Below are 17,096 nucleotides of genomic sequence, written 5' to 3'. Positions count from 1 at the left end.
CCAAGCTCTCCGGCCGGGTCTACTTCTCCTACGGCCAGAAGATCGACTTCAGGCTCACCACCGGCGGTCTGGTGCAGCCCGCCGTGCAGAACCCCTCCGACCCCAACCGGAACATCCTGTTCAACTGGAGCGAGTTCACCCTCGACGACTCGGGGCTGTACATCAACAGCACCCAGGTCGACATGTTCTCCGCGCCGTACGCGGTGGGCGTGCAGGGCGCCGACGGCAGCGCGAAGACCACCGGGCACCTCAAGCCCGGCGGCTACAACGGCGTCCTCAACGCACTGCGCGCACAGGCCGGCGGCTGGGGCAAGCTCATCCAGACCCGCCCGGACGGCACCGTGCTGCGGGCCCTGTCACCCGGGCACGGCATCGAGGCGGGCGCCCTGCCCGCGAACGCGATGGACGACTACATCAACCGGGTGTGGCAGAAGTACACCAGCACCACCCTCACGGTCACACCCTTCGCCGACCAGCCGGGCGTCAAGTACTTCGGGCGGGTCTCCGGCGACGTCATGAACTTCACCAATGGTTCGGGAGCCGTGGTCACCAGCTTCCAGAAGCCGGACTCCGACTCCGTCTTCGGCTGCTACAAGCGCCTCGACGCGCCCAACGACCAGGTGCGCGGCCCGATTTCGCGGACCCTGTGCGCGGGCTACAACCGTACGACCCTGCTCACCAACCCCAACCAGCCGGACACCGGCGACGCCGGGTTCTACACCGACGGCGTGACCAACCACTACGCCCGCGTCATCCACGGCCAGATGGCCGACGGAAAGGCGTACGCCTTCGCCTTCGACGACGTCGGCCAGCACGAGTCGCTCGTCCACGACGGCGATCCGCAGCAGGCGTCCATCACCCTGGACCCCTTCAACTAGGCCGGGAGGAGGTACGGCATGAGACGCAAGAGACCGCTGCGCACCCGCCTGGCCGCCCTCGCCACCGGAGCACTCGCCCTGCTGGCACCGCAACTCCTCCCGGCCACGGCCGAGGCGGCGCCGTCCGCCACCGTGTGCAACAAGTACTGCGACGCCCGCGACCCGGCGCTCGCCCCGCAGAGCCGCACCCCCGTCACGGCCACCCTCTTCTCCCGCTCCATCGCCCTGCACTTCGACGACACCGACGCGATGGGCTGGGCCTCCATCGACAACGGCAGCCCCGGTGACGAGGTGTGGCTGGACCGCTCGTTCGACGGCGGCCGGACCTGGTCCTCGGGCAGCCGCCTCGGCAACACCGCCATCCCCTCCGGGCAGCGCGGCTGGCGCACTCTGATGTACAACGTGGACGACTGGGGTGCCCAGGGCATCGGCGCGCTGCGGGCCTGCGGCAAGGCCGGTGACCGCGCCGACATCGCGTGTACGCCCTGGGCCCGTACGACCTGGAACGCGTGGGACCGCCGTACGGCCGCCGCCACCGCCCAGATGGCGTTCTACTCGTACGGCACCGGGCTGTTCTCCACCACCGGCTGGTGGAACTCGGCCAACGCCCTTACGGCCGTCATCGACAACATCCGCGTCACGGGCATGCGCAGCTATGAATACGCGATCGCCCGCACCTACGACCTCAACCTCGGTGCGCAGGGCGGGCAGTTCCGCAACGACTACATCGACGACACCGGCTGGTGGGGTCTGGCCTGGGTGGCCGCCTACGACCTCACCGGGGACTCCCGCTATCTGGCCACCGCCCGCGCCGACGCCGACTACATGGCCTCCTACTGGGACTCCACCTGCGGCGGCGGTGTGTGGTGGAGCACGGCGAAGACGTACAAGAACGCCATCGCCAACTCCCTCTACCTCCAGCTCAACGCCGCCCTGCACAACCGGATCCCCGGTGACACCACCTATCTCCAGCGGGCGAAGACGGAGTGGACATGGTTCCAGGGCACCGGCATGGTGAACGCCTCGAACCTGGTCAACGACGGCATCGACCTGGGCACCTGCAAGAACAACGGCAGCGCGGTCTGGTCCTACAACCAGGGTGTGCTGCTCGGCGGCCTGACCGAGCTGTACCGGGCGACCGGCGACGGTTCGGTGCTCGACACGGCCCGTCGTATCGGTACCGCCGCCACCACGTCGTCCCAGCTCAATACGGCCGACGGCATCCTCAGGGACCCCTGTGAGACCGGCGACTGCGGTGCCGACGGCCCGTCGTTCAAGGGTGCCCATGTGCGGGGGCTGGCCAAGCTGAACGCGGCCCTGCCCGACCACCCCTACACGGCCTACCTCAAACGGCAGGCGGACCGCGCCTACGCCTCCGACCGCAACGCGCTGGACCAGTACGGACTGCGCTGGTCAGGACCGCTGGACAAGACCGACGCGGCACGACAGCACAGCGCACTGGACCTGATGAACGCGGCCTCCTAGGCCACGACGGCGGCCGCGGCAGCGCTCATCAGGGCCGCAGGATGAGCTTGCCGCGGCTGTGGCCGGCCTCGCTCTGCTCATGGGCCGCGGCGGCGTCGGCGAGCGGGAAACTCCGCACCACGGGCACTCGCAGCCGGCCCTCCGCGGCGAGCCGGGCGTAGTCGGCGATGGCCTCCATGGGGCGGCCGCCGCCACCCGCGGAGAAAGTGACACCGAGATCGGCGGCCGCGGGGTCGGCGATGGTGACGACGCGGTCGGTCGTGCCGCCCCGCAGCTCGATCGACACGGGCAGGGCGCCCTGGCCGGCCGCGTCGTAGACGGCGTCGACACCCTTCGGCGCCACGGCGCGCACCCGGTCGGCCAGGCCCTCGCCATAGGCCACCGGGATCGCGCCGAGCGAACGCAGATAGTCGTGGTTGGCGGGCGAGGCGGTGCCGATGACGGTGGCGCCCCGGGCCACCGCGAGCTGGACACCGACCCCGCCGACCGCACCGGCGGCCCCGTGCAGCAGCAGGGTCTCGCCCTCCTTCAGCCCCAGCAGGTCCAGGACCCGTGCCGAGGTCTCGGTGGCCACGGGCAGCGCCGCGGCCGTCTCCCAGTCGAGTCCGGCCGGCTTGGGGGCGACATCCGTGGCCAGCGCGTACGAGGCGTAGGCCCCGGTGTCCGTCCAGCCCAGCACCTCATCGCCCACCGACACATCGGTGACCCCGTCACCGACCTCGTCGACGACCCCGGCCGCCTCCATACCCGGGATCGCTGGGAACGCGGCGGGGCCCATCTGCGGCATCCAGCCACTGCGGATCTTGTAGTCGAGGGGGTTCACGGCGGCGGCCATGACCTTCAGCCGCACCTGCCCGGGACCCGGATGGGGCTCCTCAGTCTCCTTCAGCCGCAGCACCTCGGGGCCGCCGTACTCCTCGTAGACGATCGCCTTCATCACTCTCACTCCCGTCAGCCCTGTCGAGGGGGCATGTTTGTAGCGACAACGCCATCCTCGGCCGGGACATGCCCCGCCCCGGCCGTTCCTTCGGCCAGTTCCACCTGGCCGGAGGAACAGCCGGGGCCGCGGGACGGTCCCGTTACGCTGACGGACATGGACCTCACGGCCGCAGTCGATGTGATCCGGGCGCCCCTGGGCGAGATCCTGCCGCGCCTGTCCGCCGCGCTCTCCGAGGCGATCGCGCACCGGGCCGTGGCCGAGCTCTCCGGCAACTGCCCGCACTCACCGTTCAAGACCCATGGCGACCCGCCCGGCGACCCCGGAACCGCCATCACCACCGCCGAGATGGCCGCCATCGCCCCGGTGGCGCGCGCCGAGGGAACCTGGCAGGGCCGGGCGTGGATGGCCGGTGCCGAGGTGCCCGTGCTGGCCGTGCACAGCGACGCCACCGCGCGGGGCGCGCTGCTCGTCCTCGTACGGACCGCGGAGACCGCCGTCCCGGCCGAGGCCCTGGCAGCGGCCCGCGCCCTGTGGGACCTGGTGACCGCCCACCGCGACCGGATGGCGGCGGAGGCGGTGCCCGGGGCGCTGGTCCCGTCGCGGGCCGCGGCCGCGGCGCGGGCCACGGCCATCGCCGAGCTCGTCGACGCCCACGGCGCCGCCCTGTCCGCCCTGCTCGGCGTGTTGCGCGCCCGCGCTCTGGACGACCGGACCGCCCGGGCCCGCGCGGTGGACCTCGCCGTCAGCGCCCTGGCCGAACTGCGCGCCCGGACCGACCGAGATCAGGCGCTGGTGGAGGAGCCGGCCGGTGATGCCTTCGCCCGGCTCGCCGAATCGCTCCGCCCGGAGCTGCGCGGCCTGTCCGTACGGCTGGACCTCGGCCCGCCCGGCACCGAGGAGGGCGCGGACCGGCTGCTCGCCGCCGACGTGGCCAATACGGCCCGAACGGTGGTGCGGGCCGTGGTGCACGCCATGCTGAACGAGCAGGGACCGGGTCAGGACGGCGCGCCGCGCCCGGTGCACCGCGTGCACATCGGCTGGAAGGTCGGCGAGGGCGAGCTGCGCGCCACCGTACGGGACGACGGCCCCGGTGTCCTGAGGCGGACCGCCCTGGACGCCCGCCGGGTCGGGGAGCGGCTGGCCGCGCTGGGCGGACGGCTGGACGTGGACGCGGTCCCGGAGTGGGGCACCACCGTGACGGCCACCGTGCCGCTGGGCCCACCGCAGCCGGCCCGCGAGGATCCGCTGGACGTCCTGGGGGCGCGCGAGCTGGAGGTGCTGGAGCAGCTGGCCCGCGGGCGGCGCAACCGGCAGATCGCCCAGGAGCTCCACATCAGCGAGTCGACGGTGAAGTTCCACGTGGCGAACATCCTGGAGAAGCTGGGTGTCACCTCGCGTGGCGAGGCGGCCGCGCTGGCCCACACCTGGGGGGCCACCGGCTCCTGAGCGGCCGCTGACATGGCGCATCCGGCAGGCACGTCGGCGGACAGCCTTACGCTTCGGAACGTATCGTTGGCGAGGAACGGCGAGCGGAGCGTTTGATGACCACACCGCGGGACCTGCTGATCGTCACTCTGGACGTGGCGCCCATCCGACCCCTGGAGCGGGGCGACCTGTCGCTCGCGCTCGCGGGAGCCGAGCTGATCGACCTCCTCGGCAGCGAGACGCTCACGATCGAGGACGAGCGGATCGTGCCGGGACTCTGCCCGCCGACCGGGGATCGCCTGCTGGACGAGGCCGCGGCGTCCCTCGTTCGCCAGCCGCCCCACGAGCCGGTCGGCGAGTGGCTGTGGCGCAGGGGCCGCGGTCTGTCCTCCGCCTATCTGGACGCCTTGGAGGAGGCGGGACAGATCACCCGGCGGCGCCACGGCTGGCTGCCGCTCCGCGCCGGTCAGGCGGTGCCGGTCGACTCGCCCGCCCGCCGCCGCGCGACGGACCGCTGGGCCTCGGACGAGCCCGTCCTCGCCACCCTCGCGGCGGCCATCGGCATCCGTGAGGAGCCAGCGGAAGACGCCGCGGGCGCGTCCGGCGACGCGACCGTGACCGTGCTCGCCGCCGTCAACGACGCCGTGATGGAGCTGGAGGCCGAGCGGCAGCGGCGGGCCATCGAGGAAGCGGCCTTCGACAACGTCTGGCGCGGCGAATGACCGCGTGACGGTGAGGGGGAGTGGCGGATGCCGCGGGGGGTGCCGCGCCGTCGTGGGCGGTGCGCCGCCGCCGATGATCCGCAACCGTGGCCGCGGGCGGGCCGTGCCGCCGTATCGTGTCGGGTGATCCACCACGTCCCAATGGGCACCATCCCCCCGAACGGAGACGCACATGGACACGTTAGCCGGAGCGTCCGGTCACAGATCCCCCCACCGCGACGCCGGGCCCATCACGGCACCCTTCCCCCAGGCCCTCATCGACGCCTTCCGCGCGCGTCCGGAGCTGCCCGCCTTCGAACACCGCTCGCGAGTCCTCTCGCGCGGCGAGGTGCTGGAGCTGATCGGCCGGTGCGCCGACGGGCTGCGGGCGGCCGGACTCGGCCCGGGTCGTTCGGTGGCGGTGGCCACCGATGTGACGCCCGAGGGTTTCGCGCTGCTGGTGGCGGCGTACGCGCTTGGCTGCCGGGTGACGGGGTTGCGCCCCGGCATGACCGCGGCCCATCTGGTGTACGTCCTCTCCGACGGAATCGACGTCCTGGTGGCCGACGAGACCGGTGCCACCCCCGAACTGCTGGACGCGGCGGGCGGGGTGACCGTGGTGCGGCTGGGCCCGGACCTCCTGGACGCCCACCCGAAGGCCGTGGGGGAGCTGACCGCCCAGGGCCGTCCCGACGACATCGCCCTGGTGACGCTGACCAGTGGCAGCACCGGACGCCCCAAGGGCTGTGCGCACAGCTACCGTTCGCTCGCCCTCAACTGGGCGTGGCAGCCCGCGCGTTGGCCCGAGCGGACCACACGGCTGGCGGCGGGCTACCAGCGGTATCTGCTCTTCGGCACCCTGAGCAGCGCGGTGATCTTCGAGCATCTCGGAGTCTGCCTGATGGGTGGCGGCACCGCCGTCATCCCCGAACCGCCGCTCGCCTTCCCCCAGGTCTTCGAACGCCACCGGATCACCGCGTGTCTGATGACCGTGCCCCGGCTGCACCATGTGCTGGACGTCCTGCACACGGACCGCGTGGACACCTCCAGCCTCCGGGTGCTGCTGGTGGCCGGGTCCCCGCTCGCCCCGCACCGGCTCGCGGAGGCGGCCCGGCTGCTCGGCCCGGTGGTCCACCAGGGGTATGGGCAGACGGAGACCGGCATGCTCACCCTGCTCACCCCGGAGGAGATGGCCGAGTTTCCGGACCAGGTGTACGACTCGGTGGGCCGGGCCTGGTCCGGGGTGGAGATGGACGTCCGCGACCCCGAGGGGCGGCCGGTGCCCGCCGGGACCACCGGCGAGATATGGGTGCGCACCGACTCGGCGATGGCGGGCTACTGGAAGGACGAGGAGCGGACCCTGGAGGTGCTACGGGCCGGGTGGGTGCGCACCCGCGATGTCGGACACCTGGACGACCAGGGCTTTCTGCGGCTCACCGGGCGCGCCCGGGACGTGGTCATCATCAACGCGATCGTGCACTACGCCGGGGCGATCGAACGCGCGCTGGCGGCCCATCCCGATATCGACCAGGCGTATGTGGTGGGCGCGCCCGACGAGCGTACCGGCGAGGCCGCGCACGCCTTCGTCGTCCCGGCCGAGGACCGTGAACCGGACCTCGACGCCGTGCGCGCGTTCGTCGCCGCGGAGTTGGGGGAGGCGAGTGTCCCCGCCACCGTCACCGTCGTGACCGAGGTGCCGGTGGCGCCGAGCGGGAAGCCGGACAAGCGGGCGCTGCTGTCGCGGGTCACCGGGCCGCTGGAGACGGCGTGACGGTGCGGGGTCGCCGGGGCTGAGAGGTCCCGGTGTGCCCACGGGCACACCGGGACCTCTCCCGTGCGGAGGGTGGCGCTCAGCTCCCGGCCGGCACCGCCGCCGCGGTGCCGCTGGGCTCCCCGGCCGCCCGGGACCTGGCGTCCCGGCGGTCCAGCCAGTTGAGCACCGGGACCGTCATCACCGTGGTCACCAGGGCCACCAGGACCAGCGCTGCGAACAGCTCATCACCGACTATCCCGGCCGACAGCCCGATGTTGAGCGCGATGAGCTGCATCAGCCCGCGCGCGTTCATCAGGGCGCCGACCCGGACCGCCACCGCATCCGGCTCCCCGCACAGCTTGGCGGCCGCCCAGCAGCCGCCGAACTTGCCGACCGACGCCAGCACGACGCACACCGCGCCGAAAGCCATCACGGCCGGGTCGGCGAACACGTCGAACCGCGTGTTCAGACCGGAGTACGTGAAGAACATCGGCACGAAGATGACCTGGGTCGCCCCCTGGACGGTCCGCACCACCCGCTCCGACGCCTCGTGGCGCGGCATGGCCAGCCCCACGGAGAACGCCCCGAAGACCGCGTACAGCTGGATGGTGTCGGTGAACCAGGCGCCGCAGAACAGCACCGCGACCGTGAACAGCAGCCGGGTCTCATCGTTCAGCCCCGGCCTGGTCACGATCCACGCCAGCAGCCGCCGCCCCACCAGGAGCAGGACGGCCACGAAGACCAGCGAACCGCCCAGCGCCTTGATGATCGGCCCCGGCTTCTCCGAGGCCACGCTCAGCACCCCGGCGAGGAGGAGCCAGGCGACCGCGTCATCGGTGGCCCCCGAGGCGAGGGACAGCGAGCCGAAGCGGGTCCCGGACAGCCCCCGTTCGGTGATGATGCGGGCCAGCATCGGGAAGGCGGTGATGGCGAGGGCGACCCCGACGAAGGCCGCGGTCACCCAGACCGAGACCCCGTCGACGAAGATGGGGACGTGGCCGTGGGAGGCGAGGGTCAGCCCCACGCCCAGCAGCAGCGGGACCATCACCCCGGCGGAGGAGACTATCACCGCGGTTCCGGCCAGCCCCTTCCCGGCGTGGGCCCGGAATTCGTACCCCGCGTGGAACATCAGGGCCACCAGGCCGATCTGCCCGGCCACGTACAGCACCGGTTTGAGCTCCGGCGGGAAGACCGCGTCCGAGGCGTCCGGCGCCAGAAGACCGAAGAGCGACGGGCCGAGCACCACACCGGCGATCATCTCACCGACCACCGGTGGCTGGCCGAACCGGCCCATCACCAGCACCACCAGACGGCAGGTCAGCAGGATCACCACGGCGGCGATGAAGAAGGCGGGGGCGAGCTCTGTGGGAGTCATCGTCTCGCCCTCCTCATCGGCTGCCGACGGCGGCGGGTACGGCGGTGTCACCGGCAGCCGTCGCGAAGTAGTTCCGGCACAGCCCCTGGCGCCGGGCGTCCCACACCATGTAGCCGCCGAGCACCAGTTGGGTGACGCTGCGCGGGATGGCCCCCCACCGGTCGCCCAGCCGCATCCCCGCGAGCCTCGCCGCCCGTGTGGCCGGTCCCCAGGCCACCCGGGCCCGCCGGGGGGTGTGCGGGATCAGCAGACAGGGTCCGCGGCTGGGCAGCGACCGGGTGTGCTCGGCCGTGGACGCCAGCCGGAAGCGCCGCAGGACCTCCTCGGCCGCCACCCGCATGGTCAGCACGGCGAAACCACGGGCCGGGCAGGGCCGGTTGGCGGTCACGCCGAACGGGATGAAGGCGGCGGGCCGGGTGTCCGCGGACAGCCAGCGCCCGGGGTCGAACCGCTGAGGCCCGGTGGCTCCCGACCGCTGATACTCGGGGTAGTTGAACAGCAGGACCGAGCCCGCCGGTATCGGGGTCCGCCCGGCCCGGGGGATCTCGTCGGTGGTGATGCGGTGGGCCACGCCGAACAGCGGGAAGTGCTTGAGCGTTTCGTTGATGACATGGTCCAGGTAGCCGTCCTCCTCCTCGCCGGAGAGCAGACGGTCCTGGACGCCCTGGTGCGTGGCGAGGGCCAGCAGCAGATGGGCCATCGCCTCCGACGTCTGCACCACGGCGGTGTTGAAGAACGTGCCCTGGAGGTAATACGCCCGCTCCCGCTCGGTGAGCAGCGACGGCAGCGGCACCGGCGGGGGAGCGCTCGCCAGCCGTTCGCGCAGATACGAGGTGAGCCGGTCCCGCCGGTCCATATGGCGCAGGCTGGTGCACTTCAGCGCGTTGACCACGTCATCGGCGTTGCCGACGATGAGGTCCCGGACGTGGCGCGGGCACGGTTCGCGGAAGACCACCTCGTAGTACACCTCGGCCCACACCGGCATCATCAGATCGCGCAGCCGCACCCGGAGCTCCCGGGCGCCGTACCCACCGGTCCGTGTCTCGAGTTCATCGAGGACTCGCCGGGTGCAGCGGCCGACCAGTTCGCCCCACCGCTCGCGGGAGAGCCCGGCGAGGATCTGCCGGGTGGTCCTGGCCACGTCGTCGTAGCGGGGGCCGGGTTCCAGATGCTCCTGGTGGACCTCGGGGCCGGGGGAGAGCCAGTACCAGAAGAGGTCGGACAGGGCGGCACCGCGGCTGCGGCCGTTCGCGGCCGGATGCCCGTAGACCCGCTTGAACTCCTCGACGGGCACCTCACGGCCGGGCGCCGGGATGCCCTCCTCGCCGTTGACCCGGGCGAAGAGGCGCACCCGCAGGGCGATCACCAGCCGGGGCAGCCAGTACGGCAGGCTGGCCGTGAGCGCCACGGCCGCCGCACCGGCGGCCGGGCGTCCGACGCGGCTCATGAGACCGCTCCACCGGGCCGGGCGGCATACGCGCCGGTGTCCGGCCAGGCCGGGGCGCGCACCAGATCCGGGGTGAGGTCCCGGACACCGGAGGCGCCGCACAGCGCCAGCGCGTGGTCGACCTCCTCGCGCAGCAGCTCCAGCAGCCGCCGCACGCCCTTCTCGCCGCCCTCGGCCAGGGCCCACATCACCGGCCGGCCGATGCCCACGGCGGACGCGCCGAGCGCCAGCGCCTTGATCACATCGGTGCCCCGCCGCACCCCGCCGTCCAGCACGATCGGGATCCGACCGGCGACCGCCGCGTGGATCTCGGGCAACAGCTCGATCGTGGCGGGCACGGTGTCCAGCTGACGGCCCCCGTGGTTGGACAGCAGCAGCCCGTCCACACCGTGGCGCACCGCCAGCCGGGCGTCCTCGGGGTGCAGGGCACCCTTGAGCAGAATGGGCAGCGAGGTGATTCCGCGCAGCCAGTCGATGTGCTGCCAGGAGATCTCCGGCGACATGGCGATCGGCCGCGCCCGGCCGCCCTCGCCCGGCTCGACCATGTGCTCGCAGCGCAGTCCGTCCGGCAGATCCAGGAAGCCGTTGCGCAGGTCGCGCGCGTGGGCGCCGCGCACCGGGGAGTCCACGGTGACCACCAGCGCGCCGCACCCGGCGTCGGTGGCCCGCCGTACCAGGGTCCGGGTGAACTCCAGGTCGGGCTGGAGGTAGAGCTGGAACCACAAAGGCGCCGGGTCGCCGTCCTCACCGGCGCCACGGGTGGCCTCCGCGATGTCCTCCACCGCCACCGTGGACGCCATGCTGACGATCATGATCGCGCCGACGGCCGCGGCGGCGCGTGCGGTGGCCGACTCCCCTTCCTCGTCGAGGAGTTTGTGGAAGGCCGTCGGCGAGAGCAGAACCGGTGTCCGCGCCCGGCTGCCGAGCACGGTGATGTCCAGCGACCGCACGGCGCTGCCGCGCAGCACCCTGGGCAGCAGCCGCAGCCGCCGGAACGCCTCTTCGTTGGCCCGTACGGTGATCTCGTCCCCCGCTCCGCCGGCGATGAAGTCGGCGTGGACGGGATCGAGTCTCCTCCGGGCGGCGGTTTCGAAGTCCTGGACGGTCATCAGCATGGGGCGCTGTCACCGCCCCGCGCCGGTGGGCTGTGCGTCCAGCTCACGTGCGAAGAACTCGACCAGCGGGGCGTGGTGGACCTTCGGGTGGTTCCACTCGTTCTCCAGGTTCTCGGCCATGTGATGGGTGCCGAGGAGTTCACCGCCCCGGAAGTGGCGGATCACCGGATGCAGATAGGAGGCGTCGAAGGCTTCCCCGACCGAGTTCTGCGCCGCCCGGCGCACCGTGATGTCGAAGGGGTCGACCTTGTCGTGGTCGGGGCCGTACTCCAGGGTGACGAGGAAGTAGTCGGCGCCCGCCGTCAGGGGGGATTCATGGGCGTAGGCGACCGGCACCTCCTCGTGGTAGCGGCTCCGGTCGCCGTCCGGCGCCACCAGCAGATCGCCGATCACACCGAACTGCTGCCACAGCGCGGAACTCCGGTTGACCCGCGCCACCACGGCGTCCGCCAGCGCTGTCGGCTCGGTGGCCAGCGGCTGGTGCGGCCAGGGCCGGTCGTGGTGGCGTTCGTCGAGGATGCGGCTCAACGCCCGTACGCCGTAACGGAATCCATGGATGAAGCCATTGGTGGAGTGCTTGAAGTCGCGCTGCTGGGTGAGGGTGCCGGCGAAGTACAGCCCGGGCACGTTGACCGATTCGTAGGCCGAGGTGAGGGCGGCGAAGCGGTCGTTGATGACGAGGTCGGGGCGGCACTCGGGGTCGAACGGCGAGGCGTCGAAGCGGAAGCCGGTGCACACGATGATCCGGTCGTAGAGCAGTTCCTTCACGACCTCGTCCGCCCGGGAGAAGCTGAACCGCACGCGGTACCGGCCGCCGTCGCCCGGCTCCTTCTCGATCGAGAGCACACTGCCGTCGAGCACGGCGTTCTGCGACTTGAGCTGGTAGGTGTCGAGGAAGTTGTTGTTGACGGCGCGCAGATGGCCCACATAGTGGGTCTTCCACGCGAGCCGCAGGCTGTGCGGTCCGGCCACGTGGATGACGGCGGCCGTCTCGATGAGGTTGTCGGCCGTCTCCAGCGCGGAGTTGCCCTTGCCGAGGATCAGTACGCGCTGGTCGGTGAAGTCGTCAGGGTCCACCGAGACGACGGTGTAGTTCTCGGCGGTCTCGATGCCCGGCACGTCCGGGATGTAGGGGAGGCTCACCCCGGTGGCCATCACCAGCCGGTGGGCGCGGTGGTCGGTGCCGTGCTGATCGGTGACGATGAAACCGTCGTCGTCGCGGCGGATCCGTACCGCCCGGGTGTCATAGGCGATGTCGAGGCCGAACGCCTCGGCGAAGTCGGCCAGATAGCGCACCAAGTCGTCGGCGGCCGGGAAGTAGCGCTTGCTGTAACGGGTGAAGAGCAGCTCGGGATCCGGGGACAGCAGGGAGTTCCAGTCCATCCGGAGGTTGAACTCGGGGTCGTCGATGCCGGTGTGCACCTTGTTGCTGGAGATCAGCTGGCGGTGGCGGGGGAACGTGCGGAAGAAGGTGCCCGGTCTGCTTCCGGCTTCCAGGATCCGGTAGCGGTGCCCCGCCGTTGCCAACTGGTGTCCGAGCTGGAGGCCGGCGGGGCCGGCGCCGATCACGAGGTAGTCGAGGGCCTCGGAAGAGTGGAGAGGTTCGTTGTGCACAGTGCCTTCCTTCCAGGAACGCGACGCCGTGGGAAAGCCGTGACAATTTCCTTTAAATATCAACAACCACTCTATTGAGCTGTGCTCAACTTCAGCAACATCGAAAACAGGACAGTTGTGATCGCGGGCGGAGGCGGCCGGTCCCGCCTCCGCCCGCACCACCTACTCCTGTGTCACCAGGTCACGGGCAGTTCGTAGACGCCGTAGACCGATCCGTCGTGTTTGAACGGGATCCGCTCCAGCTCCACGGCCGGCCGCAGGGAGGGGATACGGCGGTAGAGGGTGCCGTAGACGACCTGGAGCTCCATCCGGGCCAGTGGCTGGCCCAGGCACTGGTGCACCCCGAAGCCGAAGGCCACATGGCGGCGGGCGTCACGCCGGAGGTCCAGCCGGTCGGGCTCGGCGAACATCCCGGGGTCCCGGTTGGCGATGTCATTGGCCAGGATCAGCCCCTCGCCCGCGCGGATGACCTCCCCGCCGATCTCGATGTCCTCCACCGCCACCCGGCGCCGACCGCTGTGGGTGATGTGCAGATAGCGCAGCAGCTCCTCCACCGCCGAGGCGATCAGCCGGCGATCGTCGGTGTCGCGCAGCAGGGCGAGCTGCCCGGGGTGCTCGAAGAGGGCGAGGGTGCCGAGCGCGATCATGTTCGCGGTGGTCTCATGGCCCGCGATCAGCAGCAGCACACCCATCTGTGCGGCCTCGTTGCGGGACAGCTCGCCCGCCGTGACCCGCTCGGCGAGACCGGACAGCAGATCGTCCACGGGGTGGGCGATCTTCTCACCCATCAGGCCGTCCAGATACTCGATCAGGTTGCCATGGGCGGCCGAGCGCTGCTCGGGGGTGACGTTCCGGTTGATGATGACCTTGCTGTTGTCCTGGAAGAAGTCGTGGTCGGCGTAGGGCACTCCGAGCAGCCGGCAGATGACCAGCGAGGGCACCGGCAGGGCGAACGCCTCCACCAGGTCCACCGGGTTCGGACCGGCCAGCAGCTCGTCGATCAGGTCGTCCACGATCCTCTGTACACCAGGCCGCATGGCCTCCACCCGCTTGATGGCGAACGGCGCCGTCACCATGCGCCGCAGCCGGGCGTGCTCGGGGTCGTCCTTGAGGATGAAGCTGACCCCGGTACCTCCGGGTGGCATGGGGGCCTGGCGGGGGTAGCCGGGCCGGTGGATGTCGGCGCTGACCCTCGGGTCGCCCAGCAACGCCCGCTGATCGGCGTACCGGGTCACCAGCCACGGTGTGCTGCCGTCCCACAGGCGGACCCTCGCCAGTGGGCCCTCTTGCTGCAGGTCCCGCAGCGCCGGGGGCGGATCGAACGGGCAGCCCGCCGCCCTGCCCATCGGAAACTCCGGGGCCCGCGCGGCGCGCTCGTCCACCGGGTTCACTGTGCTGGTCATCGCTCCCTCAATTCGTCTGAGGCGTGTGGTGGAACCCCCGTTGTCCCTCGACGGCCCTCGGCGGGCCGCCGGTGTGTGAAGGCCGCGGTCAGCGGCTGACGGGCGCCAGCCACAGCCCGACGATCCCGTCGATCAGGCCGGTGGCGGCGTCGTGCCAGCTGGACCGGGGCGTGGCGGTGTTCTCGGCGAGCGCGCGCTCCCGCTCGGCGCACATGTGCAGGATCAGATGGCGCGCCATGGCCCCGCGCTCGATGTGCACCTCGATCGGCAGTTCGGGGAGGCACCGGTTGAACCCCTCGACGGTCCGCCGCAGCGCCGGAGAGGCCAGGGACTCATCGGCCATGATCTCGTGGAGCGCGGGATCGGTCATCACCTGGGCGCAGAAACGCGCGTACCAGGTCGGGCTGGGCAGCTCCGCCAGATGCTCGAGGACCGGGCGCACCAGGCAGGCCACCCAGTCCCGTACGCCGGTGGAGTCGCCGATCTCGCCCAGCATCCGCAGGCGCAACCGCTCGACCTCCTCGGCGTGTTGCCGGGCGATGGCCCGCACCAGGTCGGCCTTGGTGCCGAAGTGGTAGCCGACCGCGGCGTTGTTGCCCTGCCCTGCGGCCTCGCTGACCTGGCGGTTGGAGACCGCGTACACCCCGCGCTCGGCGAACAGCCGCTCCGCGGCGGCGAGGATCGCCCCGCGCGTGGCACCGGCCCGCTCATGCCGTACGGCCCTGCCCGCCATGCTCACCACCGCACCGGGAGGTCGCGCGGCCCGCCCACGGCCAGGCCCGCCAGCCGCCGCAACTCCGTTACGGAGACGGCAAGTTCAAGGGTGGGGAGGCGGCGCAGCAGCACATCCAGCACGGCCTGCAGCTCGGTGCGGGCCAACGCCTGGCCAAGGCAGGAGTGCGCCCCGGCAGCCGGGCCCACTCGGGGCGCCGTATCGCTGGGGAGCGGATAGCTGAGTAACTGCTCGCCGTCTCCTGGAGTCACGACGCTCTCCCTCGGTGGGGCGGGGCGGGGCGGTCATCGACAAGATCAGGCAACCCCATGGGCCACGCTTAAGTCAAGCGACTGATTTAAATTGCCCCTCATCGTTCACATCCCGAGGTACGAGCAGAGTCGTTCAGCCGTCGTCCGACGCGCCGGCGTCATGGACCAGCAGGGCGATCTGGACGCGGTTGTTGAGATCCAGCCGGGTCAGAATGCGCGATACATGGGCCTTCACCGTCGGCAGCGCCAGATGCAGCTCCCGGGCGATCTCCGCGTTGGACCGACCCCGCCCGACCGCCCGGGCCACCTCCCGCTCCCGTTCGCCCAACAGCGCCAGCCGGGCCCGGGCGGCGGTGGCCCGGTCCTCCTGCCCGCCGCCCGCCACCTGCGCGATGAGCCGGCGGGTGACGGCGGGGGAGAGCACCGGATCCCCGGCGGCCACCGTGCGGATGGCCGTGACGATGTCCTGCGGCGGGGTGTCCTTGAGGAGGAACCCGGCCGCGCCGCCGCGCAGCGCCCGCAGCACATGGCCGTCGGTGTGGAAGGTGGTCAGCACCAGCACCTCCGGGGCGCCGGGGCGGGCCCGGAGCCCGGTGGTGGCGGTCAGCCCGTCGACGCCCGGCATCCGGATGTCCATCAGCACCACATCGGGCCGGTGCGCGGCGACCAGGGCCGGCACCTCCGCCCCGTCGGCGGCCTCCGCGACGACCTCGATGTCCGGGGCGCCCCCCAGCATCAGGCGCAGCCCGGCCCGTACGATCGCGTCGTCGTCCACCAGCAGGACATGGATCACCCGCGCCGTCCTCCCTCACCCCTGGCCCGCGGCGGACACCGTGTCCGCCGCGGGCCAGGGTAGCCAGGCGCGCACCCGGAAACCGCCCTGGGCCGGGCCCGCGCTCAGCTCGCCGCCCGCCAGCCGGGCCCGTTCGGTCAGTCCGATCAGCCCCTGCCCGCCGCCTTCGCCACGGCCGCCTTCGCCACCGTTGGTGTCCGTGGTCGCCCCGGGCGGTGGCGCGTTGTGGACCTCCACCGTCAGCCGGTCCGCCGGGCCTCCGGCCACCCGTACTGTGACCGCCGCGCCCGGCGCGTGTTTGCGCGCGTTGGTCAGCGCCTCCTGGACGATGCGGTACGCCGTGCGCCCCACCACGGGCGGCGGGGCCGGGTCGTCGGGCGGCCCGGTCAGCTCGATCCGGCCGCCCGCCGCCCGGGCCTCCGCCACCAGCCGGGCCAGATCCGCCAGTTCGGGCTGGGGCCGCTCGTCCTCCGCCGGTCCCGCGCGCAGCACCCCGATCACCTCACGCAGATCGCTCAGCGCCAGATGGGCGCTCTCCCGGATCACCCCGGCGGCCTTTCCGATCTCCTCGCGGGGCGCCTTCGTATGGAACTCCAGCGCCCCCGCGTGCAGGCTCAACAGTGTCAGCCGGTGCCCCAGCACATCGTGCATCTCCCGCGCGATCTCCTCCCGCGCCTCCCGACGGGCCCGCTCGGCCCGCAACTCCGCGTCCGCCTCGGCCAGTTCGGCCCGCTCGCGCAGTGAGGCGATCAGCTGCTGCCGGGACCGCCGGAACAGCCCCCATCCGATGGCCCCGGCGATCAGCGCGAAGTACGTCAGCGCCGAGCTCTTCCGGTCCCCGGACACCTCCGGCAGCTGCCACAGGAAGACGGGAAGCGGTACGAAGGCCACCGCCGCCACCCACGCGGTGGCCCGCCATGGCCGGGTCGCGGCCACCGTGAACACCGCCACCATCGCCGGACCGGTCAGATAGTGTGACACCTCGCTGCCCGCCAGCAGCAGCGCCACCGCCAGCGCCACCGGCCACCGCCGCCGCAGCAGGACCGTCGCACATCCCAGCCCGCCGATCACCTGATCGACGGTCAGCCACAGCGGATCGAGGTCCTCCCCGATCGGTATGGAATCGGAGCTGGCGGCGGCGAAGCAGGCGGCGAAGAGCATCAGCCCCAGATCGGCTGCCCGG

14 protein-coding genes and 1 pseudogene are annotated in these 17,096 nt (G+C 72.0%); 5 read left to right on the top strand and 10 right to left on the bottom strand.

Features of this window, described 5'->3' with window-relative positions:
- Together GWI24_RS23765 and GWI24_RS23760 are read left to right on the top strand one after the other, a co-directional pair.
- Positions 1 to 878: beta-1,3-glucanase family protein (locus tag GWI24_RS23765; RefSeq protein WP_210947941.1), on the top strand; the 878-nt coding region annotated here is incomplete at its 5' end.
- Between the two features lie 18 nt (positions 879 to 896).
- Positions 897 to 2,363 (top strand): glycoside hydrolase family 76 protein, encoded by a 1,467-nt coding sequence (locus GWI24_RS23760; protein ID WP_210947940.1) that lies wholly within the window; start codon positions 897 to 899, stop codon positions 2,361 to 2,363.
- Between the two features lie 28 nt (positions 2,364 to 2,391).
- On the opposite strand, the gene GWI24_RS23755 is transcribed toward GWI24_RS23760, so the two are convergent.
- The gene (locus GWI24_RS23755; protein ID WP_210947939.1) at positions 2,392 to 3,300 is read right to left on the bottom strand and encodes an NADP-dependent oxidoreductase; all 909 of its coding nucleotides are present in this window, start codon (positions 3,298 to 3,300) and stop codon (positions 2,392 to 2,394) included.
- A gap of 156 nt (positions 3,301 to 3,456) precedes the next feature.
- On the opposite strand from GWI24_RS23755, the gene GWI24_RS46325 reads away from it, so the two are divergent.
- The 3 genes from GWI24_RS46325 (at position 3,457) to GWI24_RS23740 (ending at position 7,200) form a co-directional block, all read left to right on the top strand.
- The gene (locus GWI24_RS46325; RefSeq protein WP_210947938.1) at positions 3,457 to 4,749 is read left to right on the top strand and encodes a LuxR C-terminal-related transcriptional regulator; all 1,293 of its coding nucleotides are present in this window, start codon (positions 3,457 to 3,459) and stop codon (positions 4,747 to 4,749) included.
- Positions 4,750 to 4,844: 95 nt separating this feature from the next.
- The gene (locus GWI24_RS23745; protein ID WP_210947937.1) at positions 4,845 to 5,450 is read left to right on the top strand and encodes a GPP34 family phosphoprotein; all 606 of its coding nucleotides are present in this window, start codon (positions 4,845 to 4,847) and stop codon (positions 5,448 to 5,450) included.
- A gap of 172 nt (positions 5,451 to 5,622) precedes the next feature.
- Positions 5,623 to 7,200, top strand: a complete 1,578-nt coding sequence (locus GWI24_RS23740; RefSeq protein ID WP_210947936.1) for a class I adenylate-forming enzyme family protein — start codon at positions 5,623 to 5,625, stop codon at positions 7,198 to 7,200.
- A 79-nt stretch (positions 7,201 to 7,279) separates the two neighbouring features.
- Here the strand turns inward: GWI24_RS23740 and GWI24_RS23735 are convergent, their stop codons facing one another.
- From GWI24_RS23735 to GWI24_RS23695, 9 genes and pseudogenes are all read right to left on the bottom strand, one after another.
- On the bottom strand, positions 7,280 to 8,557 hold the full coding sequence (locus GWI24_RS23735; RefSeq protein ID WP_210947935.1) for a cation:proton antiporter: 1,278 nt from the start codon (positions 8,555 to 8,557) through the stop codon (positions 7,280 to 7,282).
- 13 nt (positions 8,558 to 8,570) lie between these two features.
- Entirely contained in the window at positions 8,571 to 10,004 is a 1,434-nt protein-coding gene (locus GWI24_RS23730; RefSeq protein WP_210947934.1) for a cytochrome P450, read from the bottom strand.
- Positions 10,001 to 11,119, bottom strand: a complete 1,119-nt coding sequence (locus tag GWI24_RS23725) for an alpha-hydroxy acid oxidase (protein ID WP_210947933.1) — start codon at positions 11,117 to 11,119, stop codon at positions 10,001 to 10,003. The genes GWI24_RS23730 and GWI24_RS23725 overlap by 4 nt, the downstream gene beginning before the upstream one ends.
- A gap of 9 nt (positions 11,120 to 11,128) precedes the next feature.
- Entirely contained in the window at positions 11,129 to 12,733 is a 1,605-nt protein-coding gene (locus tag GWI24_RS23720) for an NAD(P)-binding domain-containing protein (RefSeq protein WP_210947932.1), read from the bottom strand.
- Positions 12,734 to 12,906: 173 nt separating this feature from the next.
- Positions 12,907 to 14,136, bottom strand: coding sequence for a cytochrome P450 (locus GWI24_RS23715; RefSeq protein WP_210947931.1), 1,230 nt, complete (start codon positions 14,134 to 14,136; stop codon positions 12,907 to 12,909).
- Between the two features lie 88 nt (positions 14,137 to 14,224).
- Positions 14,225 to 14,869 (bottom strand): TetR/AcrR family transcriptional regulator, encoded by a 645-nt coding sequence (locus GWI24_RS23710; protein ID WP_210947930.1) that lies wholly within the window; start codon positions 14,867 to 14,869, stop codon positions 14,225 to 14,227.
- A gap of 2 nt (positions 14,870 to 14,871) precedes the next feature.
- Positions 14,872 to 15,045 (bottom strand): annotated as a pseudogene (locus tag GWI24_RS23705) (cytochrome P450); the annotation flags it as partial.
- A 208-nt stretch (positions 15,046 to 15,253) separates the two neighbouring features.
- Positions 15,254 to 15,913: a response regulator transcription factor gene (locus GWI24_RS23700; RefSeq protein ID WP_210947929.1), complete on the bottom strand. Its 660-nt coding sequence runs from the start codon at positions 15,911 to 15,913 to the stop codon at positions 15,254 to 15,256.
- A gap of 15 nt (positions 15,914 to 15,928) precedes the next feature.
- On the bottom strand, positions 15,929 to 17,096 hold a 1,168-nt coding region (locus GWI24_RS23695; RefSeq protein WP_210947928.1), incomplete at its 5' end, for a sensor histidine kinase.

The organism is Streptomyces sp. MK37H, from assembly GCF_018035285.1.
Classification (GTDB): Bacteria; Actinomycetota; Actinomycetes; order Streptomycetales; family Streptomycetaceae; genus Streptomyces; species Streptomyces endocoffeicus.
Note: the sequence above shows the minus strand (reverse complement) of the source record. Positions and strands in the feature narration are given on the sequence as shown.